This window comes from Streptomyces sp. NPDC001292 (assembly GCF_042896465.1).
Classification (GTDB): domain Bacteria; phylum Actinomycetota; class Actinomycetes; order Streptomycetales; family Streptomycetaceae; genus Streptomyces.
The window spans coordinates 41,541-62,654 of sequence record NZ_JBIAXG010000046.1 but is presented as its reverse complement, the minus strand read 5'-3'; the positions used below and the strand labels follow the sequence as shown (position 1 = coordinate 62,654).

The 21,114-nt window shown below is 69.0% G+C and carries 19 protein-coding genes and 4 pseudogenes; 8 read left to right on the top strand and 15 right to left on the bottom strand.

Annotated elements, in window-relative coordinates:
* Positions 1-427: 427 nt before the first annotated feature.
* Both ACFY4A_RS34500 and ACFY4A_RS34495 read left to right on the top strand, forming a co-directional pair.
* Positions 428-655: a hypothetical protein gene (locus tag ACFY4A_RS34500; protein ID WP_390833253.1), complete on the top strand. Its 228-nt coding sequence runs from the start codon at positions 428-430 to the stop codon at positions 653-655.
* Positions 652-1,140: an FAD-binding protein gene (locus tag ACFY4A_RS34495; RefSeq protein ID WP_390833252.1), complete on the top strand. Its 489-nt coding sequence runs from the start codon at positions 652-654 to the stop codon at positions 1,138-1,140. The genes ACFY4A_RS34500 and ACFY4A_RS34495 overlap by 4 nt, the downstream gene beginning before the upstream one ends.
* A 375-nt stretch (positions 1,141-1,515) precedes the next feature.
* Here the strand turns inward: ACFY4A_RS34495 and ACFY4A_RS34490 are convergent, their stop codons facing one another.
* Both ACFY4A_RS34490 and ACFY4A_RS34485 read right to left on the bottom strand, forming a co-directional pair.
* A complete protein-coding gene (locus ACFY4A_RS34490) occupies positions 1,516-2,253 on the bottom strand; it encodes a hypothetical protein (protein WP_390833251.1) in 738 nt (245 codons plus the stop codon).
* A gap of 51 nt (positions 2,254-2,304) precedes the next feature.
* Positions 2,305-2,895: a TetR/AcrR family transcriptional regulator gene (locus ACFY4A_RS34485; RefSeq protein WP_390833250.1), complete on the bottom strand. Its 591-nt coding sequence runs from the start codon at positions 2,893-2,895 to the stop codon at positions 2,305-2,307.
* Positions 2,896-3,166: 271 nt separating this feature from the next.
* Between ACFY4A_RS34485 and ACFY4A_RS34480 the strand changes: the two genes are divergently transcribed.
* A complete protein-coding gene (locus ACFY4A_RS34480; protein WP_390729774.1) occupies positions 3,167-3,550 on the top strand; it encodes a hypothetical protein in 384 nt (127 codons plus the stop codon).
* A 757-nt stretch (positions 3,551-4,307) separates the two neighbouring features.
* Positions 4,308-4,676 carry a hypothetical protein gene (locus ACFY4A_RS34475; RefSeq protein WP_390833249.1) on the top strand — a complete coding sequence of 123 codons (369 nt, stop codon included), beginning with the start codon at positions 4,308-4,310 and terminating at the stop codon, positions 4,674-4,676.
* Positions 4,677-4,742: 66 nt separating this feature from the next.
* Here ACFY4A_RS34475 and ACFY4A_RS34470 read toward each other — a convergent pair.
* Positions 4,743-5,270: pseudogene (locus ACFY4A_RS34470) on the bottom strand (ketol-acid reductoisomerase); the annotation flags it as partial.
* 184 nt (positions 5,271-5,454) lie between these two features.
* Here ACFY4A_RS34470 and ACFY4A_RS34465 point away from each other — a divergent pair.
* Positions 5,455-5,682 carry a hypothetical protein gene (locus ACFY4A_RS34465; protein WP_390833248.1) on the top strand — a complete coding sequence of 76 codons (228 nt, stop codon included), beginning with the start codon at positions 5,455-5,457 and terminating at the stop codon, positions 5,680-5,682.
* A gap of 96 nt (positions 5,683-5,778) precedes the next feature.
* Here the strand turns inward: ACFY4A_RS34465 and ACFY4A_RS34460 are convergent, their stop codons facing one another.
* The 6 genes and pseudogenes from ACFY4A_RS34460 to ACFY4A_RS34435 form a co-directional block, all read right to left on the bottom strand.
* Entirely contained in the window at positions 5,779-6,858 is a 1,080-nt protein-coding gene (locus ACFY4A_RS34460) for a hypothetical protein (protein ID WP_390833247.1), read from the bottom strand.
* A gap of 25 nt (positions 6,859-6,883) precedes the next feature.
* Positions 6,884-7,747, bottom strand: a complete 864-nt coding sequence (locus tag ACFY4A_RS34455) for an alpha/beta fold hydrolase (RefSeq protein ID WP_390729768.1) — start codon at positions 7,745-7,747, stop codon at positions 6,884-6,886.
* A gap of 307 nt (positions 7,748-8,054) precedes the next feature.
* Positions 8,055-8,812 (bottom strand): annotated as a pseudogene (locus ACFY4A_RS34450) (creatininase family protein).
* A 68-nt stretch (positions 8,813-8,880) separates the two neighbouring features.
* Positions 8,881-9,951, bottom strand: a complete 1,071-nt coding sequence (locus ACFY4A_RS34445) for an alpha/beta fold hydrolase (RefSeq protein ID WP_390729766.1) — start codon at positions 9,949-9,951, stop codon at positions 8,881-8,883.
* 415 nt (positions 9,952-10,366) lie between these two features.
* Entirely contained in the window at positions 10,367-13,120 is a 2,754-nt protein-coding gene (locus tag ACFY4A_RS34440) for an AAA family ATPase (protein ID WP_390833256.1), read from the bottom strand.
* Between the two features lie 284 nt (positions 13,121-13,404).
* Positions 13,405-14,490: pseudogene (locus tag ACFY4A_RS34435) on the bottom strand (sodium:solute symporter); the annotation flags it as partial.
* A 267-nt stretch (positions 14,491-14,757) separates the two neighbouring features.
* On the opposite strand from ACFY4A_RS34435, the gene ACFY4A_RS34430 reads away from it, so the two are divergent.
* Entirely contained in the window at positions 14,758-14,976 is a 219-nt protein-coding gene (locus ACFY4A_RS34430) for a ricin-type beta-trefoil lectin domain protein (protein ID WP_390833255.1), read from the top strand.
* Positions 14,977-15,269: 293 nt separating this feature from the next.
* Here ACFY4A_RS34430 and ACFY4A_RS34425 read toward each other — a convergent pair.
* Positions 15,270-15,752, bottom strand: a pseudogene (locus ACFY4A_RS34425) (TetR/AcrR family transcriptional regulator); the annotation flags it as partial.
* Between the two features lie 198 nt (positions 15,753-15,950).
* On the opposite strand from ACFY4A_RS34425, the gene ACFY4A_RS34420 reads away from it, so the two are divergent.
* The gene (locus tag ACFY4A_RS34420) at positions 15,951-17,393 is read left to right on the top strand and encodes an aldehyde dehydrogenase (RefSeq protein ID WP_390833246.1); all 1,443 of its coding nucleotides are present in this window, start codon (positions 15,951-15,953) and stop codon (positions 17,391-17,393) included.
* A gap of 278 nt (positions 17,394-17,671) precedes the next feature.
* Here ACFY4A_RS34420 and ACFY4A_RS34415 read toward each other — a convergent pair whose 3' ends face one another.
* The 4 genes from ACFY4A_RS34415 to ACFY4A_RS34400 form a co-directional block, all read right to left on the bottom strand.
* Positions 17,672-17,962, bottom strand: coding sequence for a hypothetical protein (locus ACFY4A_RS34415; protein WP_390833245.1), 291 nt, complete (start codon positions 17,960-17,962; stop codon positions 17,672-17,674).
* A 348-nt stretch (positions 17,963-18,310) separates the two neighbouring features.
* The gene (gene rpmF, locus ACFY4A_RS34410) at positions 18,311-18,481 is read right to left on the bottom strand and encodes a 50S ribosomal protein L32 (RefSeq protein ID WP_390833254.1); all 171 of its coding nucleotides are present in this window, start codon (positions 18,479-18,481) and stop codon (positions 18,311-18,313) included.
* 514 nt (positions 18,482-18,995) lie between these two features.
* Positions 18,996-19,163, bottom strand: a complete 168-nt coding sequence (locus ACFY4A_RS34405) for a hypothetical protein (RefSeq protein ID WP_390833244.1) — start codon at positions 19,161-19,163, stop codon at positions 18,996-18,998.
* Between the two features lie 138 nt (positions 19,164-19,301).
* Positions 19,302-19,610, bottom strand: a complete 309-nt coding sequence (locus tag ACFY4A_RS34400; protein ID WP_390729645.1) for a hypothetical protein — start codon at positions 19,608-19,610, stop codon at positions 19,302-19,304.
* A 188-nt stretch (positions 19,611-19,798) separates the two neighbouring features.
* On the opposite strand from ACFY4A_RS34400, the gene ACFY4A_RS34395 reads away from it, so the two are divergent.
* Positions 19,799-19,987, top strand: coding sequence for a metal-sensing transcriptional repressor (locus ACFY4A_RS34395; protein ID WP_390833243.1), 189 nt, complete (start codon positions 19,799-19,801; stop codon positions 19,985-19,987).
* A gap of 503 nt (positions 19,988-20,490) precedes the next feature.
* Here ACFY4A_RS34395 and ACFY4A_RS34390 read toward each other — a convergent pair.
* Positions 20,491-20,802 carry a hypothetical protein gene (locus tag ACFY4A_RS34390; RefSeq protein WP_390729647.1) on the bottom strand — a complete coding sequence of 104 codons (312 nt, stop codon included), beginning with the start codon at positions 20,800-20,802 and terminating at the stop codon, positions 20,491-20,493.
* Positions 20,803-21,114 lie beyond the last annotated feature (312 nt).

The following is a 21,114-nucleotide window of genomic DNA, read 5'->3' as shown; positions in this document are numbered from 1 at the left end:
GATCATCTTGCTCGACACAAGTGATCTACCAGAGGTCCCGTTCGTCGTGATCACCGCTTGACGAACCGCCGACCGAACAAACGCAACGGTGTTGACGATGACGTCGTGGTGAGGTTTCTGAGAAGACATGGTGATCCGTTCTGCGTGAATCAGTGGTCCGTTGACGCGGATGGGAGGCTGGTCATCCTTCCCGGCCTGGCCGAGTATCCAAAGGCGGCACACGTATTCCGTGTATACCTATCTTTCACGATGACGGAATGACCGATTCGGTCAACATGTGAGTATGGGCATGTTGATGTGAACGGCGGAGGCTGTCTCGCTCGTGTCAGTGGCGTCAGACTTCGGCGCCCATTGCCTGTTCTGCCCCGTTCTGTGCGGGCAGGGGTGCTCCACATGTGATGAGGCAGTGATCAGGATGAGTGTGGACATGTCCGAGAAGGCAGCCGCGAACCTGCGAGCCGAGGACGTGGCGGCCCTGCGGCAGGCCGTGGCGGGACCGGTGCTGGAGCCGGGGACCGAGGGGTACGAGGAGGAGTGCGCCACGTACAACCTCATGTCTCCTCTGCGCCCCGCGATCGTGGTCGGCGCAACCAGTGAGGCGGACGTCCAGGAGGCGGTCGGTTCGCCGCCTGCCATGGACTGCCGGTCGCGGTGAAGTCCACGGCCCACCAGGTGGTGTCCACCGCCGAGGGCGGGCTGCTGATCACGACGCAGCGGATGAAGGGCATCTCCGTCGACGCGCAGCAGCGCATCGTTCGGGTCGAGGCAGGTGTGCGCTGGAACGAGGTGCTGCCCCGCACGGCCGAGTTCGGCCTCGCCCCGGTCGTGGGTTCGGCACCCGACGTCGGTGTCGTCGGCTATACCGCCCGCGTGCTGCACCGCGTGCAACTGTCCTTCGGGGCGCGCCCGTGCTGTGGCCGGAGACTTGGCCGACCTGCTGCGCGCGCGACCGGGCGACGAACGCCCCTCATCCGGCTGCGTCGATGGCAAGTGGGTTTCGCCGAGGTCGCGTTGCTCATCGACGGCTGGTCGGCGACGCCCGGCGCGCTGTCCGGGCCTGGACGGCCGCTGCACTGCGCCGCCGCACCCTGTAGGCCCATCGCGTCGCCGAAGGCCTGGCAGCTGTCGCGGAGTCGCTGACCGGGGAAGGCGGGAGCGGGGCCCCGGACGGCCGCGCGCATCGCCCGGGCGCTGGCGCGGCACGAACTACGACGAAGTCCGCGAACTGGGTGCACAGACGCGCGCCCTGGCCGGGTCCGACCTGACGCCTGCGCTGTCGCGCTTCGTCCAAGCCGCCCTTAAATTCGCCGACTTCGAACGCCTGGGAGCGCAACACGCACATCCGGCAGCGCCCCCATCAACTCCGGGTCGAAGAAGTACCTCACGTCATCCCACAGCCGATCGGCCACCCTGCCATGCTGCCCGGCTCTCGGGTTCAACGAAGCCCTGTTTCCCTTGACCAAAGACATAGGGGCACCCCCTGACCAAAGACATAGGCCCCCCGGGCGGCGGGTATCACGCGGCCTTGATCAGGAGCGTGGCCACAAGCCCCACGGTGTAGGCGACGGAGTAGTAGCGGAGCATCGGCTGCCAGGGTGAGAGCTTCAGCAGGACCAGCGCGAGCACAGCCGTCGCACCGATCACGAACGGGTCGAACTTCGCCTTCTCGAACGCCAGGTTGGCCGTGATGCCCGCACCGATGAACAGGGCGTTCACCCCGATCAGGACGTTGTCCCACCGGCGCGGGGACCGGTCGGTCGGGAAGAGGAACTGCGTCACCATGACCACGGTGTTGAGGAGCGTGAACCCGACGAGGAACACCACATCGGAGAACACGTCGTCGTTGTAGGCGACGATCCGGCAGATGGTCGGAAGGCTCTGGGAACAGAAGCGGCCGTGCAGGTAGTTGGTGATCTCGTGGTCACCGAGGCTCAGACCGTAGACGTACACCCCGGTCGTGAACAGGGCGCCGAGCGCGAACGAGGCCCTGCGCCGCCGCCGGTGCGAGTCGTGCACCAGGTGGGCGGCCACCAGGTAGTACAGCAGGACGGTGCCAAGGCCGAGCACCATGTTGTCGGCCTCGACCCAGCGCAGGAACTGGTTGTCCGCGACGAACGCCAGTGTCGCACCGGACTTCCGGTTGAGGGAGATGAGGACGACGAGCAGGGAGTCCAGAGTGAGCAGCAGATGCAGCCTGCCGTGCGCGAGACGGCCCGGGGCGGCCCGCGGCGCTGTGTCCGGTACCTGGACCAAGTGAGGATGACTGACCACACCCGGCACAACGTCCCGGACACCGGGCGGGGTTCACCCCGCCTGCTGCACGCTCCCGGGCACGGCGGCCGGTTGAGCGGCCTTTGATGGACACAGTCCCCGCATGAGCACGTCGAAGAGCCGTCCCGCCCGGGTGCGTTCCTCCTCGCTCGTTCCGACCCGCAACAAGGGTCCGAGCAGCAGGAGCACGTCGTAGGGCGTCGTCCCCGGCACGACGGTCCCGGCCCTCTCGTTGGCACCCAGGAGCGCGGACAGCGCGTCGAGCAGCGGCTGGTAGGGCTGTCGGCACTGCTTCGTCAGCATGCCCGTGGCCCCGCTCATCGCGTCCGCGAATTCCGGTGCGTACCTGCCGAGGGCCAGGAGGCGCTCCAGCCAGGCGCGCAGCGCGAGTGGCGGGCAGAGGGTCTTCAGCAGGGCGGGCACGGCGTTCACCAGCTCCTCCACTTCCTCCCAGTACACGTGGAGCACCAGGGACTCGCGGGTGGGGAAGTGGCGATAGAGCGTCCCCTGACCCACGCCCGCCCTGCGCGCTATGGACTTCAGCGAGGTGTCGCCGGGAACGGCGAGCACTTCGGCCGCCGCTTCGAGGATGCGCAACCGGTTGGAGCGTGCGTCCGATCTCATCGATGCTCCGGTCTCGCCGGTGGTGATGCCACTGGGTCCCCCTGCCACGTCCGGCAGGCAATCACATATCCAAACGTATCTACGGGTCCGTCGACCTCGAGGAAGCTTCCCAGCTAGCGGCGAGCCGGTGCTGAGGCGTCAGTGAGACACGTATTCTGAGGGAAACCTACACCGTCCCGCCGCCGAGTCGAAGGCGCGCCACGCGCTCCGCACGGGGGCGACGGCACCGCAGCCCCACACCACCAGCCTGAGTAGAAGGCCAACGATTCCCATGTCCCATGAGACAGCCGCTCCTCTCGCCGACCTGGAACGGCACGCGCCCGCCGTGGTACGGCTCACCTCGCTGACTTCTGCCTTCGTCGAGGATCTCGACCGGGGCCGTTGGACTCCCGGCCCGTTGGAGCGGACTCTCGCGGCCCGTCTGCTCCTGGCCTGTGCCGGAGACGGGCAGTTCACCCCGACCCGCGTGCGCGAGACCCTGCTGGACGGCAGCGTTGCCCTCACATACGCCGGCGAGGGTCGGCTCGCCCGCCTCCTCGGCCGGCTTCTTGAGGTGACCACGCACCCGGCGCCGGACGCCGACTCCGCTCTGGACGACGTGGCGCGGTTGCTGGAGAGGGCGGCACGGGAGATATCCGCCGACGACGAGGCCTGACGGTTCGCTTGCGACGAGGCTGCCCGTCCCCGGGCGGCCCCACGCGCGTCAGCCGCGCCCGGCGGCCGTGCCCAGGACGACGGGGCAGGGCGGCGAGTCCGTTGATCGCGTGGACGGCACGGGTCGAAGTGCTGCGGAGCCAGGTCACCTCACCTGGCCGCTTCCGGGTGGCCGCCGCCAGACCGACCAGGATCGGTTCTCCGCGCCGGACCGTCACCCCGTAGATGTCGGTGTCCCGCAGGACGTATGTCGTCCAGCGCGTCGATCAGCGCGGTGGTCACGTCGTCACGCGGGTCGGCGCGGTGGTCTGCGACCGGCCGCCCCAGCACCTCGCGCCGGCCCAGCGCCGCCCTGAGGCGGGCCTTGCCGCAGGCCTCGACGCTCACGGGGGATACCGGTGCCCGGGAACGTGCCGGGAGCCTGCGGGGGCGCGCACGTTGCCGCTCCGCCCGGCGCCGGTCAAGCGTACGGGCGGAGGCCCGCGAAGCGTAGGGATTCACACGTGTTTCTCGACCCGCGACGGTTCCCAGGGCCGGAGCGGGTCGCGTCACCCCCGGCAGTCAGATGACGGATGTGCCGGACACCCCGCCTCCGGAAGACTCAAGGCCGCGAAGCTCACACACCGGTACGGAGGCGAGAGAACATGACGAGGTGCGACAGGCATGACCGGCCGTGCCCTGACCGTTCGCCGGCCATTCAGTCATCATCCGGGCGGCAGCCCCGGCACAGCACCGCGGACCGGCCCGTTCTCACTCTGGTGCGGGGATCCGAAGCCGACCGGGCGCCCGTGGAGCTGTTCACGCTGACGCGGATGCCCATGCCGGCCGACGTCCGCGGCGCGATCGTGACGCCGGTGCACGGCAGGCTCATGGCGACCTGGATGCCGCTGAGCGGACCGTCCCGCATCCCGCAGGGCCGGGTGCTGCTGTCCTGGACGCCCGCGGGCGAGGACCGCACGGACGTCACCGCTCAACTGGGCCTCGCGGGCGCCCAGGTTCTGCTGGCCGTCTGGCCGGGTCTGCTCGGCGAATGGTCCGGTGTCGTGCGTCCCACTGTCGCCGAGGTGACGGAGTTGCATGCGGCCCTCCGCCTGGCCACCGTGGTGCTGGACCGGCTGACCGACTGAGCGGGCGGTCCCGCCGAAAAGCGAACGGACCGGCCCGGGGAAGGGGGCGGTCCGCTCACGCGAGGCTCACGCCTGCTCGTTCACCCAGCTCATCAGCTTGCGCAGTTCCTTGCCGGTGGTCTCCAGCAGGTGCTCGGAGTCCTGCTGCTTGTACTCGTTGTACTTCTTCAGACCGCCGTGGTACTCGTCCATCCAGGTGCGCGCGAAGGAGCCGTCCTGGATCTCGGCGAGGACCTTCTTCATCTCGGCCTTGGTGGCGTCGGTGATGATGCGCGGGCCGGTGACGTAGTCGCCCCACTCGGCGGTCTCGGAGATCGACCAGCGCATTTTCTCCAGGCCGCCCTCGTACATGAGGTCGACGATCAGCTTCAGCTCGTGCAGGCACTCGAAGTAGGCGATCTCCGGCTGGTAGCCCGCCTCGATCAGCGTCTCGAAGCCGGCCTTCACCAGCGCGGTCGTACCGCCGCACAGGACGGCCTGCTCACCGAACAGGTCGGTCTCGGTCTCCTCGGTGAAGGTCGTCCTGATGACGCCGGCGCGGGTGCCGCCGATGGCCTTGGCGTACGACAGCGCCAGCGCGAGGGCGCCGCCGGTCAGGCCGCCGTGCAGTCGACGGCCGGCCGGTCCAGGAACGCCTAGAACAAGTCCCCGTCGAACTCCATATGGCACTGGAATCCGTACAGGAGCCTGACGTACGTACGCCACGATCTGCCGGGCAGCCCTCGCTGGTGCCCGGCATCGTCGCGTCGGAGGTGAGTCCGGGCATGTCGTGATGCCAGTGCCCGGAGCCGAATGTCTCCTCGAAGCCGTCGAACAGCGGGTGTCCGCGGCCGGCCTCGGTCAGCGTGACCGGGAAGGAGCCGACCTCCGGCTCCGGGCCGCGCAGACAGGGAGCCCCGAGCGCATCGCCGAGCAGCTGCGCGCCGAGCCAGACGCCGACGACGGCCTTGCCCGCCGCCGCGCGGGAGGCGATCAGCGCCATCTCCGCCACCGCGTCGAAGTGTGAGCACTCGGTGGTGGTGGCCGAGGACGGGTCAACGTCGGTGGTGATTCGCGGAGGGCCGGAACGGTCGGCATGAGCTGGCCCGGAACCCGCCGCCCGTCAGACGCGGTCGGGGAGGAGCCCCAGGCGCGGATCCGGGGGACGTCGCGGAGGAACCGGTGAGGATCTCCAGTGCCCGCTCCGGCTCCTCGAACGTCGCCGCATGCCCGCCCTTGACCGCGGCCGGCCGCGCTCCGGGTATGCCGTCCACGAGTTCCCCCGAATGCTGCCGGGCGGCGAACCGGCCCCCGTGGCCGCGACGACCAGGGTGAGTGCGGTGATCGCGGGGAGGTCGGCACGGACGTCGACGCCGAGGGCGATCTGTGGGGCGGTGTCGGGCGCGTACGTCGCCAGCCGGGCGGTCAGCAGGCGGAGTGTCTCCGGGGTGAGGGCGGTCAGGTAGTCCTCGGAGAAGAACAGCGAGGTCAGGAAGGCGCTCAGCTTGCCGTCCCGACGGGCGTGCAGTGACGCCCACATTTCCAGGCTGAGCCACAGCATGGTGCGGGGTCGGGCGAATCCGGCAGCGTGAACAGACCGCGCCAGGCCGGGATGGCGGGCGGCGGCCTTGACGGCGATGGCTGCGCACAGCGAGGTCCCCGTGATGACGAAGTCCTGCAGACCGGCATTCTGCGCCGTGGCCACCACCTGGTGGGCCACGGTCCCCACGGCCAGCGGGCCGGCGGGCAGCAGGCTGCCTCCCGATCTGGGGAGGTCCGGAAGGACGACGATGTGCTGCGCGGCGAGGCCGGTCACCAGCGTCTCCCCAGCGGCGGCCGCGGAGCCCCCGATACCGGGCAGAAGGACCAGACCGGGCCCGCTGCCCCAGACGCCGTACGCCAGCATGTGCCGCCTGTTCTCACACTTCCTCAGGACTACGAGAGGAGGCGGCGTGCGGGTGCACCCGGCCCGGGCGGTCCCGTCCTGGGCCGGGTTCGTGTCCTCCGTACGTTCATCGGTCCAGGAGGTGAGGAGGCGCAGGGCGTCGTAGGAGGAGCTGCCGGTCCCGGCGGTCAGGACCATCAGGCGCTGTCGTGCTTGGTGTGGTACATCGCTGTTGCCGCGGTGTCCGCTCCACCAGGTGCGGAAGTCCGTGTCCTGCGCGGACAGTTCCGAGGCACCGTCCGAGGACGGCGGGGTCAAATGCCCCGCCGTCCTTCGAAGGTCGTCAGCGGGCGGTGGCGTGGGCGGCCTGCTCGATCACGTGGGCCACCAGGTGGGGGTGGGAGACGGCGACCGAGTGGGAGGCGGCGACCTCGGTGGTGTGGGCGTGGGCACGCTGGGCCATGAAGCGCTGGACGGCGGCGGGGATGTTGAGGTCGCGGGTGGTGACGATGTCCCAGCTGGGCTTGGTCTTCCAGGCCGCGGAGGTGGCCTTCTCCTCCAGGGCGGCCTGGGCGATGGGGCGCTGTTCGGCGGCCATGAGGGCGGCCTGCTGCGCAGGGACGTCGGCGGCGAACTGGTGACGGAACTTGTCCTGCTGGATGTACAGGTCGGTGGCGGTGGAGCCGTCGGCCTGCTTGTACGTCACCGGATCGAGGGCGTCGGGGAGGGTCGAGCCCGGGTACTTGTTGGTGAGCTCCAGGGCGCTCTCGCCGGGGGCAGGCAGGAAGGCGGCGACGTAGACGAGGGCCTTCACCGAGGGGTCGTCGGTGGCGGCCTCGCTGATGACGTTGCCGCCGTAGGAGTGGCCGACGAGGATCTTCGGGCCCTTGACATGGTCGAGGACGGTGCGCAGGGCGGCGGCGTCGGAAGCCGGGCCGCGCAGCGGGTTGGCGGCGGCGACGACCGGGTAGCCGTCGGCGCGCAGGTCGGCGATGACGCCGTTCCAGCTGGAGCCGTCGGCGAAAGCACCGTGCTCCAGGACGATGGTCGGCTTGGCGTGCCGGCTGGCGTCCGCGGACTTGGCGGGCGCCTCAGTCACGCCGCTGGCGGTGCCGCTGAGGGCGAACGCGCCGAGCGCGAGCCCCGCCGTGGCCGTCGCGACCGCACCCGTCACCAGTCGCTTGCGCCCACCCTTGATGCTCACCACGACAAACCCCTCTCAGGCATTCTCTCGGTACATGGGGCGGGCCGGCCTCACCGGTTCGTCACCGCCCTGACTGGTGATGAATGTGTCACGCGATTCATCACCTGTCAAGGCGGTGACGATGGGAATGTGGGGATCACGAGCCGGTGCGAGCGTCGACACGGCGCGGACACATGCGGACAGAAAGGTGAGATGCCGTGAGCGACACCGAGGAGGGCACTGCCGGCCGTCGGCTGCTGGGGCAGCCGCTAGGTCATGAACGGCGGCAACACTGGCGCGGCACACATGCGTTACCGGACCGTCGTGCGTCCTACTTCACCCACGGGTCCCGCGCGATGATGTCCGCCAGCGCCGACGCGCACCCGGCGAGCATTCGCTCGCCCTTTTCCGCGCTCGCCACCCGGGCGTTGCCCGCGACCCCACTCTCGGTGATGCGGTCAAAGGACACCGCCATGTACAACGGGTCCGCGCTCTCCGCGGGCAGCGTGATCTGCGGCCCGTGGGCCTCGGCGAGGTGCTCGCTGCGGATCAGGTCGGGGTGGGCGGCCATCATCATGGACGTCTCCCCCTCGCAGGCGTGCATCAGGCCGTCCTGGGTCTCCAGGGTGTCCCGCACCACCTTCCGTCCGGCACCGAAGTAACTGGCGAACGCGATCGGCGTCGACAGCTCCACGGTCAGTTCGGCCGTGAGGGCGTTGAGGGCGCTCATGTTCCCGCCGTGGCCGTTCACGATCAGGATGCGTGAGAAACCCGCCCGGATCACGGAGTGGCAGATGTCTCGCAGCAGCGCGTGCAGTGTGGGCAGGCTGAGCGTAGGGTGCCGCCGAAGGCCATGTGGTGCTCCGAGAGACCCGTGGGGATCGACGGGGTCACCACCACACCCGTGTGCTCGGCGGTCAGCACCGCTGCCCGGTGGCACACCTCCGCCGCGAGGAAGTCGTCGACGCCGGTCGGCAGATGGGGGCCGTGCTGCTCGGTGGCCCCGATGGGCACCAGCACCACCGCGTCCCGTGCCGCCAGGGCGCGCAGTTCGGCGGCAGTCAGACGGTTCCACTGGACTTCGCTCATCTAGGACTCCTCCTGGGCGGGGGCCGGCCCGGTGAGTGGGGCGCCGGGTCGGGTGGCGGATACGGATCTCAGAGGTGGTCGGCGTCGATCACGGCCTGGGCGAAGACCGTGGGCGCCTCCTGCGGCAGGTTGTGGCCGATGTTCGCGATCGTGTGGTGCAGGTACGGCCCGGTGAAGTGGGAGCGGTAGACGGCGCCGTCGCCTGCCGGGGTGAAGGGGTCGAGAGCCGCGTCGAGGGTGACCGTGGGCACGTGGATGGCAGGCTGGGCCGCGAGCTGCTTCTCGTAGCGGTCGTAGCGGCGTTCACCTTCGATGAGGCCGATGCGCCAGCGGTAGTTGTAGAGGACGATGGCCGCATAGTCGGGGTTCTTGAAGGCCTCGGCGGTGCGGTTGTACACGGCGTCGGAGAAGTTCCAGTTCGGGGAGACCAGCGTCCACACGTAGCGGCACAGCGCGATGCGCTCGTCCTCGTTCTCCATTGCCTTCTTGCCGCGGTCGGTGGCGAAGTACCACTGGTACCACCAGTTGTGCTCGACGGCCGGAGCGGCGGGCGACAGCTGGGCCTTGACGTCGGTGATCAGGTAACCACTCGTGGACACAAGAGACTTGACCCGCTCGGGCCACAGCGCGGCGATGATGTCGGCGGTGCGCGAGCCCCAGTCGAAGCCGGCCAGGGTCACCTTCTGGATCTTCAGGGCGTCAAGGAACGCGATGATGTCCAGCGCGATGGCGGACTGCTCGGCGTTGCGCGGGGTGTGGCGGGACAGGAAGCGGGTGCTGCCGTGGCCGCGCAGGTAGGGAACGAGGACGCGGTAGCCCTGCTCGGCCAGCAGCGGGGCGACGTCGACGAAGCTGTGGATGTCGTAGGGCCAGCCGTGCAGGAGGACGACGACCGGGCCGTGGGCGGGGCCTGCCTCAGCGTAACCGACGTCCAGGACGCCTGCCTTGACCTGCTTGAGAGTCTCGAACTCGGTGTGGGTGCCGGGTGTGATGGTGGGCACGGTGGGAGCGGTGGAGCCGCTGCCCGGCTTGGGCGAGGTGGTCGCGGCGGACGCGTTGGTCTGCAGGCCGGACAGTGAGATCGCGGCTGCGCCGGCGCTCAGGCCGACGGCCTTGCTGAAGGTACGCCTGTTGATCATGTCAAACCCTCTCGAGCGTTTTCCGGTGACCGGTCCGTGCCTGAAAGACCTCCCCTCGCATCGGCGTGAGGGGATCACCGCGGCTCTTGGCACGACCCTCGGCCACCACTCGTCACCCGTCAAACCGATGCGTGATGGCGTCCGATGCGGGCGGGCGACGAAGCAAAGGGCCGCCCCCTTCCGGGAACAGGACCAGCGGCACAGATTCTCGTCCGCCGTGAAACCGGACACATCAGTCATATGACGGTAGGACACGGACAGGGGGCCGGGTGTGCGGCTCACCATGTTTTCCTCCGGCAACCGCAGGTGAGAACACCGGAGGCATGTCGGTCGGATATGTTCGCGTGTGCTCCGGACCAGGTGCAGTGGCCCTTAAGTCATTCGACTGAGGAGACACTCCTCAACGGGCCGCCCCTCAGCCGCCCCGCTCCTCTTCCAGCCTGGCCAGCGCGTCGCGCAGTGCGGCGCGTGAGGTGATGCCGAGCTTGGGGAACACCCGGTACAGGTGTGAGCTGACGGTGCGCGGTGACAGGTGCATCCGTTCGCCGATCTCCTTGTTGGTCAGGCCGCTGGCCGCGAGATCCGCGATCCGGCGTTCCTGCCAGGTCAGTTCGGCGAGCTGCACGGACGCCGTACGCGTGGCCAGCCCCGAGGCCCGCAGTTCGGTCAGGGCCCGCTCGGCCCAGTTCGGCGCACCCAGCCGCTCGAAGATTTCGGCGGCCTTGACCAGCACCTGCCGCGCGTCCTTGGAGCCCTGGGTGTGGCGGAGGCGGATGCCGTGGGCGAGGTGGATGCGGGCGAGTTCGAAGGGGAAGTTGGGGCCGGCCGGGTGGGTTTCGGCGCGGTTGTACATGTCTTCGGCTTCGGCGGGGTCGGTGGCGGTCATGGCGAGGGCGCCGTAGGTGATGAGGGCGAGGCGGGGGGAGATGTCGGGGAGTCCTGCGCGGTGGGCGGCTTGGGCGTGGGCGCGGGCTTGTTCGGCGCGGCCGGTGTGCAGGGCTGCTTCGACGAGGTCGAGGAGGGTGCGGGAGGCTTGGTGTGCGTAGGGCTGGAAGCTGCCGGGGGGTGTGATGCCGATGGCGTGGAGGTAGGCGGCTTCGTAGTCGCCTTCGGCGAGGGCGGCTGTGGTGCCGACGGCGTCGGCGATCTGGGTGAGGAAGCCGACGCCGCGGGGTCGGGCCCAGGCGTCGACCATGGCCTGGAGTTCCCGGGCTCGCTCGACCTCACCACGCAAAGCGGCCAACAAACCCAGATACGCGCGGCTGTGGTGAGCGAGCAGCTGATAGCCGTGGGACGACGTCAGCTCCAGACCGTGCTGTCCGGTGCGCTCGGCCTCGGCCCACTCACCGACCGCGATCTGATCGAGCATGATCAGATGCTGCGTGGTCATGCTGTTGCGCGCGAAACCCGTCTCGGCCTCGCGGTCCACGATGCGCTGCAGATGCGGCCGATACCGGCTAAGGGTGTCCACGTGATAGGCGGCCACGGACAGCCGGGTGACATCCCACGGCTCCATCTCCGCAGGGCTGTTGAACTCGGTCTCCACCCGCTCCCGCGCCCCGGCACCGTGCCGGACCACGTCGCCCCACGTGTCGCGGTAGACCAGCGAGCGCGACGGGAGCACGTCGCCCAGGGAACCGAGCAGCCCCCGGGTCTCCTCCCACTGGGCCGCGTCATTGGCGTACTGGTCGATCGCCAGCAGCAGGTTCACGAGCCGCGTGAGTACCTCGGACGCCCGGTGCGGCTCGCGGTCGCGCAGGGTCTCGATCGCCGACGTCACCTTGCGGTGCGAATGCCGTACGTCCCCGTCCTCCCAGAGCGCCCTGTACGCCGAGGTGACCACCGAGGCCGGGGACTCGTCCGTGCCCGGCGTCCGGTCGGAGAGCGCCAGCCGCTGCGCCTGGTCGAAGAGTCCCGCGTGCCCGGCGACGAAGGCGGCGTCGCCGAGTCTGCGGGAACGGTCCTGTCGGTGCTCGCTGAGCTCCGCGGCCCGGGTCAGCCAGGCCATGGCGGCCACCGCGCTGCCGCGCCGGGTCGCGGACTCGGCCGCCGCCTCCAGCGCGGCCGCCACCTCCTCGTCGGGGTCGACCGTCGACGCCGCCAGATGCGTGGCCCGCCGCTCCAGATCGTCCCGGTGGACGTATGCGAGCACGGCGTGTGCCGCACGCCGCTGGTTGGGCGTGGCCGTCTGGACCACGGTGGAACGTACCAGGGGGTGCCGGAAGACGAACTCGCCGGTGAGCGGGTCGAGCCTCAGCAGGCCGGCCATCACCGCCTCCTCGGCATCGCGCATGCGATAGCGTCCTGGACCGGGTGCGGGCGCGGTACCGGGTGTCGCTCCGACACCATCGAGGGCGCCGCGAAGCAGCTCCTCGCGGACCGTGACGTCGAGCCCTTTGATACGTGTGCTGTAGACATGCTGCAGGCGGCGCGGCAGCGGCAGTGAGGCGTCGTGCAGTCCGAGGGCCCCGGCGGATGCGAGTTCCGCGGGACCGACGGGGAGGTGCGCGGGCAGTTCCAGTAGGGCGAGCGGGTTTCCCTGGGCCTGGTCCAGCACCAGACGGCGCACGGACGTCTCCAGGTCCGGGTGGTGCAGGGACAGCAGCTGCCGTGCGGCCGTGTCCGAGAGGGCTCTGACCGGCAGTTCGGGCAGGGCGGCGGTGTCGAACCCCGATGCGACGTCCGTGCGCAGCCCGACCAGGAGCTTTACCGAGCCGCCGGTCAGCCGGCGTCCGACGAACCCGATCACCGCGACGCTGGAGGCGTCCAGCCACTGCCCGTCGTCGAGGACCAGCAGCAGCGGTCCCGCGGAGGAAGCCAGGGACAGCAGGTCCAGAACGGCAATACCGAGCGACATGACCGACGGTGGCTTTCCCTCGCTTCGCCCGAAGACGGTGTCGAACACGGTGCGGTGCAGCAGATCGAGGCCGTCCGTGAAGGGCAGCAGGGGGTAAAGCAGCTGGTGCAGGCCGGCGAACGGCAACCCGGACTCTGCTTCGACCCCGGCGGCCCGGATCACCTCGTGGCCCGCCTCCGCCGCCAGCCGGGCGGCATGGTCGAGCAGGGCGCTCTTCCCCACCCCCGCCTCCCCCTTGAGGACAAGGGCCTGACCTTCGACGGCCGTCATGAAAGAGGACAGCCGCCCCTGTTCGCCGTCCCGGCCGATCATCGTCACGAGCGATTCCACGCCGCCCCGCTCCCTTCCCCACCGGTCCAGCCACGTGCGTACAACTCCGAGCCTATGTGTGCGAGGCAATGCTCTCGCGTCGAAGGGTGCGGAAATAGGTGACTGCACATGGGATGGGGACGATCGTCACGTGGGTGTTCGGAAGAGATGTTACGTGGGTGCCTTCGGAGTGGCAGAACGAAAGTGGGCCGCCGTGGTGGTTCGTGCCACGGCGGCCCGCTCCGGGGTGTGTGCGGTTGTTCATGCCCTTGACTTCGGGGCGTGCGTCAGTGCGACGTTCCCGCTTTCGCGGGCGGGAGCTCGACCTGGGCGTCGGGGTCGCCCGCGTCGGCGGTGTAGTCCTCTGGCTTGGTCTCGTCGACGCCCTCGGGGGCTTTGAAGGCCTTGAGGACGAAGGTCAGGACCACCGTCACGATCACGTTCATGACGAAGGCGGTCAGGCCGATGTAGCCGATCTCGCCGATGCCGGGGATCTCCTTGGCGGAGCCGCCGAAGTGCTTCTGGGTGGGGGAGGCGACGCCGTACGCGGCGACGGTGCCGTAGATCATGCCGACCGCCCAGCCGGCGATCAGGGCCCAGCGGTGGAACCAGCGCGTGAACAGGCCGCCGACCAGGGCCGGGAAGGTCTGCAGGATCCAGATGCCGCCCAGCAGCTGGAAGTTGATGGCGACCGTCTTGTCCATGGTGAGGACGAAGACGAGGGCGCCGACCTTGACCAGCAGCGAAACCAGCTTGGAGACCTTGGTCTCCTGCTCGGCGGTGGCGGCGGGCTTGATGAAGTCCTTGTAGATGTTGCGGGTGAAGAGGTTCGCGGCCGCGATGGACATGATGGCGGCCGGGACGAGAGCGCCGATGCCGATCGCGGCGAAGGCCGCGCCCGCGAACCAGTCCGGGAACATGTCCTCGAACAGCTGCGGGATGGCGAGCTGGCCGTTGGTGACCTTGATGCCGGCGGCGATCGCCGTGAAGCCGAGCAGGGCCAGCAGCCCGAGCATGAGGGAGTACAGCGGCAGGATGGCGGTGTTGCGGCGGATCACCTCACGGCTCTTGGAGGAGAGCGTCGCGGTGACCGAGTGCGGGTACATGAACAGCGCCAGCGCCGACCCCAATCCCAGGGTGGCATAGGTCCATTGGCCCGCCTCTCCCGGTACCACGGCCCCGCGCGGCGCCCCGGTGGCGGGGTTGGTCTGGGCGAAGGCGGCGCCGGCCTTGGCGAAGATGTCGTCGAAGCCGCCCAGCTTGATCGGGATGTAGGCGATCGCGACCGCGATGACGATGTAGATCAGGGCGTCCTTGACGAATGCGATCAGCGCCGGGGCGCGCAGGCCGGAGGAGTAGGTGTAGGCCGCTAGGGCGTGTTTCGAAAGTCCCGTCTGGTCCGCGACGCCTGGCACGGCACCTCGCCGCGTTGTCGGGATCGTCCACGTACGCCCAGTACGAGGACGACCCTCCGCCTTGCGATGCACCGCACCAGACGTCGCGGACCCCGCCCTCCGGGCGGACGACGCTACTTTCGAAACACGCCCTAGCACACCGAAGGCGATCAGCAGGGGCAGGTCCTTCACGAACCAGTTCGTGTTGTCGCCGCCGCCAACGCCCATCACGTCCAACACCGCGAGGTGGCGGGTGGTGCGACGGCCGACGGTACGGCCGTGCAGTTGTCGTCCGTTCGGATGCGGAGTCCGCAGAAGTGGACGTCGGACTCGAAGGGCCGGCTGGTCGGGACCGAGTCGGACAGGTGCCCGGACTCGCCCGGCCCGAGCTCCGCGAACGGTACGAAGCTGCGGATCTGGACCTGCGCGGCCGGCGTCAACCAGCTCTGGAAGCTCCCCGCCTGACGGGAGCCCCTCACCGACACCGGACCGTGCGGGAAGCACTCCTGCCGGTCCGGTGTTTCTTGTCGGCGTGTGTCCGAAAAATCCCTTCATGCCTCTTCTCGATAAGATACATGTTGAATACTCTAGATGTGTCAGTATGGCCGTCGAGCGTGTCTCTGACTCTTGGCCTTGTCGGGATGCCTCATGAGGGGTGTGACCAGTGCGTGGAGCGTGCTTGACCCTCGGGGGGCGAACCGGTCACGTCCGTCCGGCGGGCGCCCGTCCTCTGTCGGGTCGTGGGACCGGGGGCGCGGAGCTCCGACGCCGTGCAGAAACGTGTTGACAACGACGTCGGCCGCCTGTCCGGGACTCAGGTGTGCCTGATGGTGCGAGGCGAGATTCATCAGCTCCGGCAGGAGCGGCCCCGCCCATCCCTCCGGCTGGTCCCGGCGCAGCAGCCCCTCGTCGGTGGCCCGCGCGAGGAAGGCCTCGACCTCGGCGATACAGGCGTCCCGGCGCCGCCGGATGGCGTCGTCGGCCAGCAGGGGGGCCAGGTCGACGGGCCAGGTCCGGTTGACGGTAATGATGTTCTCGATGTAGCGGTGCAGGGCCACGGCGACGGGTGCCTCGCGCAGCCGCGCCTCCTCGATGGCCCGCTCGATGGCCGTGACCCGGGACTCGTAGATGGCGGCGAGGAGTTCCTCGCGGGAGGCGAAGCGCCGGTAGACGGTGCGCCGGTCCACACCTGCCTTGGCGGCGATGCTCGCGATGCTCACGCCCGGGTCGGCGGCGAACATACGTGCCCCGGTGGTCAGAACTGCTTCCAGGTTGCGTGCTGCGTCGGCTCTCATCCCTTAACAGTACCGTCGGTGGGGAGAATATCTGGGTTGTTCGCCACGCTGCTGTGCACATAGTAAAAAGAAGTGCTACATTGAAGTGGCAGTTGGATGACACATCCGAAGAACTGAACCGAAGCACCGGGAGAGAGAAAGCACATGATCACCTACGACCGGCTTTTCATCGGAGGTTCCTGGGTCGAGCCGAGCAACCCCGAGTTGCTCGACATAGCCTCGCCGCACGACCAGTCGGTGGTCGGCCGTGTCGCCCAGGCGCAGCCGGCTGACATCGACCGCGCCGTCGCCGCAGCGCGCAGCTCCTTCGAGGCGGGCGAGTGGCGTCTGACCCCGCCCGCGGAGCGGATCGCGGTTCTGCGGCGTTTCAACGCGCTGCGTGAGGAGAACGCGGAGAAGATCGCGTACCTGATCTCGCTGGAGAACGGCTCGGCCGGATGGTTCACCCGCGCCGGACAGCCCGGCCTGACCCGACAGGCGAACGCCTACCTGAAGGCGGCGGAGGAGTTCGCCTGGGAGGAGACCCTGGTCCCCTCCGACCCCGACTCCCCGACGCGCAGTGTGGTGCGCCGCGAGGCGGTCGGTGTCGTGGCCGCCGTGATCCCGTGGAACTCGCCGTTCTCCTCGGCCACCTCGAAGATCATCCCCGCGCTGGTCGCCGGTAACTCCGTGGTCCTCAAGGTGTCTCCGGAGAACTCGCTGAGCATGGGCCTCCTGGCGGAGCTGCTGGAGCAGGTGGGCTTGCCCGAGGGTGTGATCAGCGTGCTGCCCGCCGACCGTGAGACCAGTGAGTACCTGATCTCGCACCAGGACGTCGACAAGATCGCCTTCACCGGGTCGACGCGCGCCGGCCGCCGTATCGCCTCGATCGCGGGTGAGCAGCTCAAGCGGGTCAGCCTCGAGCTGGGCGGCAAGTCCGCCGCCATCATCCTGCCGGACGCCGACATCGAGAAGGCGGTCGCGGGCCTGAAGTTCGGTTCCCTGCTCAACAACGGCGAGTCCTGCATTGCGCAGACCCGCATCCTGGCTCCGCGGGAGAAGTACGAGGAGGTCGTGACGGCACTGAAGGAGCTGGTGGAGTCGCTGAAGGTGGGCGACCCCAACGACCCGGACACATTCATCGGCCCGATGATCCGCCCCGACCAGCAGCAGCGGGTGCGCAACTACATTCAGCTCGGCATCGAGGAGGGTGCCCGCCTGGTCACCGGTGGCCCGCAAGTCCCGGAGGGCCTGGAGAAGGGCAACTACGTGACGCCGACCGTCTTCGCCGACGTCGACAACTCCATGCGGATCGCGCAGGAGGAGATCTTCGGACCGGTCCTGGTGGTCATCGCGTACGACGACGAGGACGACGCCGTCCGTATCGCCAACGACTCCGAGTATGGCCTGTCCGGTGGCGTCTGGTCCTCCAACGAGGAGCACGCCCTGACGGTCGCCCGCCGGGTCCGCACCGGCACCATCACGGTCAACGGTGCTTCCGTCGCCTTCGACGGCCCGTTTGGCGGCTTCAAGGCCAGCGGCATCGGCCGCGAGTACGGCGCGGTCGGCGTCGGTACCTACACCGAGTTCAAGACCATCACCGTCTGACCTTTCCGTACGACACAGAACACAAGATGATCCGCGGACAGCGGCAGGTGGTCCCGCCACCTGCCGCCGTCGCGGCGTTTTCGGCTGAGCGCCGATACATGCGACGCCTCCATCGCATCCCGCGTGCTTCCCCGGCACCAGGGTGCCGTCGCCCGTGTGCGGACACGACGAAGCAGGAAGCGTCCCACCGCGGTTTCACGTCGGCCGTGTCCGGCCCGGACTCGGGCGTCGACCCAGTACGGTCCGTCCGCGCCCGTCTCGATGCGCTTGTGCGGCCACTACTCAGCGGGCTCGTGGCGCAGCAGGGTATCGACGCGCGCCGCCAAGGACAGCAGCGCCCTGTCGCCCGTACGACGCCCGATGAGCTGCATGCCCACGGGAGGCGACGCGGTGACGGGGAGAGAGACCGTGACCGACGGCAGGCCCGCGGTGGCCGCCGACGGCAGCGCCGCGACGATGGGCGCGTCGCTGGCCGGGACGAAGCCGGTCAGCGCAGGCGTCCCCGCGGTGTTGGGCAGCCTTGCGGCATGGATGTCGTCCTTGACGACCAGGCACCAGCGGCCGTGCACGCCCCGGCTGTCATGGCGGGCTGCCTCGGCGAGCGCGCCTTCGGCGTCGAGGTGATGAACGCGTGGAGGTGTGCGACCGCGGCTGTGCGGTCGAGTGCTGCCGACACCATGTCCCGAGCGAGGACCCGGCCCGCTGCTTCCGCCTCGGCCATGAGGCCGCCTCCCTCGTTCTGCCGCCGGTCGGTGGCGTGATCGACATGTGCCCACGCCGGGTCGGTCCTGTTCGATACCTACCGGTGTCCGGTCGACGGCCCGGAAGGCGGACAAACCCCGGGGGCCGGACCCGGCGAACATATGCCACCGGATCCGCCCCGACATTCACGCACTCACGCCGGTGCTGTCAGGCTGTCAGGCCGGGGGCAGCACCTGACGCCCGCGGTACATGCCGCAGTGCTGGCAGGCGGCATGGGGCGGGGTCGGCAGGGCGCACGCCGGGTTGGCGCACCTCGCCAGCAGGGGCTGAGCCGCCTTCCAGTGGGCTCGGCGGTGACGGGTCCGTGAGCGGGACTTCTTGTGCATCATGGGCGATGGTCCGATTTCGTATGTCATCGCTCTGACCGGGAAGAAACCGGCGGAATCCGGCCGGGCCGCGCGCACGCAGGAGTCAGGCGCCCCGTTCGGACAGGGAACACCTGGGCCATGCGGAGGGATCGGCGGAGAACGGGCCGGTGAAGGTCAGAGCCGCTGTATGGGGGCGGAGAGAGCACGTTTTCGCCACGCCGGAGCGCCAGCGGGGGCCTCTGACCGCTTGTCACCGGGGCGCGGAGAAACCCACGACACCGTCGGTGCGCAAGGCGAGCCCCAGGCCGGCCACGGTGGGCGGTCGGCTCAGGGGCAGGCTCTGTCGACTTCGATCAGCATGGCGAGGACGCTAACAACTGCCGACGCGCACCGCAACACATTTGATCACTGTCCTCCAGTCACACTCACTGGACAGAGGCCGGCGCTTGCCCACGGCGGCGACAGGAATCGGCGAAAGTTCCGTGATCGTCAGCGACGGCCGGGTCTCGACGACGGTGCGCCGACCGTGGGTTCACAGTGCGGCCCCGTTCTCCGAGTCCGCCTCCCGCGCCCGCGTACCGCCCGTCCACGGCCGGGTCATGGCCAGCGCGAGCCCCCGGAAGCCCATCGCGCCGAGGAACGCGAGCAGGAACGAGTTCACGGACACCGACCACGCGCCGATCCCCCGGACCATGCGCACACGAACAGGAACCGGCCCGGCCGTACCCGTGTCGCGCCCGCCACCACGACACTCGCCTCCGCCAGCACGGGCACCGGACGGCACAGGAGGAATGCGACCACGCCGAGGCGTCGCGCCGCACCGGCGGCACGTGCCAGGCTAGCCTCCCCCACCAGTCGCCGGGTCAGGGATACTGAGCGCGCCCCTACGAGATAGCCCAGACACGAGACCGTCATACCGGCCCAGACCACGGCCGTACCCCCAGAAGAACCCCAGGGGCGCCCCCGCAGCGGCCGACACGACGCTCGACGGCACCAGCAGGAACACGTCCAGCGCGAGCAGCCCGTCGATCACCGCGACCGCCATGGCCACGGAGAGCCGGTGCTCCGCCGCCAGTGCGGCCAGATCTTCGAAATAGTCCCCGAAGAGGAAGAACGGAACGAGAATCGCGGCGAACAGCGCGACCACGAGTCAGACCATGCGCATACGGGGAGCGTAGCGGGCAACGTGTCCTGCAGGTGGGACATAGGCCTACACGAGGCACACATGTGGGGCGCCTCCCAAGGGGGGACTGGGGGAATGACGACACGGTGGGAAACCCGGCCTTGCGGGTCGGAAGGTACAGTGCTCGTCGGCGTACCAGTCGAGGAGTGATCGTGGAGCTGGAGCTCGAACGGGCAGAGCTGAAGGCGGTGTTGAACCGGCAGCGCCGCGCACAGGGCCACCTCTCCGGTGTCATCCGGACGCTTGAGGAGGGGCAGGACTGCGCGGACGTCGTCACGAGCCGGGAGGACGGCGCCCGGCTGCGTGCCCGCTTGGAGAGACTCTTCCTGTCCCTGGCGTAGGGACCGCAGGGACCAGAGGGACTCAGTTCCGGAACAAAGATTCCGGAACCAATTCCCCACAAGAGCATGGAAAGTAGAGTGAACGCGGCAGGCTTCACGGCTCGTGGAGGGAGCAGAGCGTACGTTCTGATCCCTCTCCGCGAAATCCTGTCGTGACTCGACGTTTTTGTAACCTGGGTGCCGGGACCGCCTGTGCCGTTGCCGCCGTCCTTGCTACCACCGGCTGCTTCACCCCGAAGAGGAAGACTCTGCGCGCGTCCAGGCTCTCCCCGGGCATGTGCAAGGGGGCCACGGTGATCTTCTCACTGGGACGAGAACTGAGGCCCGCCCGCGCCGGACGATGCCCTGCGGCTGGCTCTGGACACCTCCGATCAGGTCGATTACCTGGTGGCCAAGACCGGCACTGGGCCCCGTACGAGCGCGCCGAGCTGTTCAACGGGCTGTGCCGGGACTTCCTGGCCGACCGGCGCTAAGCCGGCTGGCCAGGACATGGAACCCGACCGCTATGCCGGGACCACGCGGTAGCTCAGCATCGGCCGGGGAAGGTCGGTCTGGGCCAGAGTGCCGCTGCGCCATGCCGTGGTGCCGGTGCAGTCGGTCGAGGAGTACAGCTCCACGGACCCGGAGCCGGTGGCGATCTGGATCGATTTCGCCGCCGTCGACAGCGTGTGGCACGTGCTGAAGTCGCCGAGGTCGACCACCGTCACCGAACCCGTCCCGCCGGTACCAGAGTAGAGATACGCGCCTTCCTGCAGCGGAGGCCAGCCGGCGGCGTCGGCCGCCCCGGCACCGAGGCCGATCAGCGCCGCGGCCATGGTCCCGGCAGCGGCTGCACTACGGAGTTTCGCCCTGGGGGTGAACATGCGACCCACCCTTCTGTGTGTGCCGACGTCATGCGCACACGTCGGCTCGGGACTGTTGGGGTTTGATACCTGCGGCAAATTCTTGCATGGTCAATCATGTTTGGGGAGTGCCCGATTGCCACACATGCCTATGTATGTGAAGTGAAGTCCAGGTGAGCCATGACGACGTCGGCTCGACGCCGATGTCAGGAGCGTGTCTCGACAGCTCTGCGCCAGGCTCCGCCCCCGACGAGCTCGGTGAGTTGGCCCATGCTGAGTGCCGGC

Bases quoted from the DNA above. Each gene is read 5' to 3' on its own strand.
- ACFY4A_RS34500 (WP_390833253.1), top strand. From the start codon at position 428: ATGTCCGAGAAGGCAGCCGCGAACCTGCGAGCCGAGGACGTGGCGGCC.
- ACFY4A_RS34485 (WP_390833250.1), bottom strand. From the start codon at position 2,895: ATGAGATCGGACGCACGCTCCAACCGGTTGCGCATCCTCGAAGCGGCG.
- ACFY4A_RS34480 (WP_390729774.1), top strand. From the start codon at position 3,167: ATGTCCCATGAGACAGCCGCTCCTCTCGCCGACCTGGAACGGCACGCG.
- ACFY4A_RS34445 (WP_390729766.1), bottom strand. From the start codon at position 9,951: ATGATCAACAGGCGTACCTTCAGCAAGGCCGTCGGCCTGAGCGCCGGC.
- ACFY4A_RS34440 (WP_390833256.1), bottom strand. From the start codon at position 13,120: ATGATCGGCCGGGACGGCGAACAGGGGCGGCTGTCCTCTTTCATGACG.
- ACFY4A_RS34420 (WP_390833246.1), top strand. From the start codon at position 15,951: ATGATCACCTACGACCGGCTTTTCATCGGAGGTTCCTGGGTCGAGCCG.
- rpmF (WP_390833254.1), bottom strand. From the start codon at position 18,481: ATGCACAAGAAGTCCCGCTCACGGACCCGTCACCGCCGAGCCCACTGG.
- ACFY4A_RS34390 (WP_390729647.1), bottom strand. From the start codon at position 20,802: ATGGCCGCGGCGCTGATCGGCCTCGGTGCCGGGGCGGCCGACGCCGCC.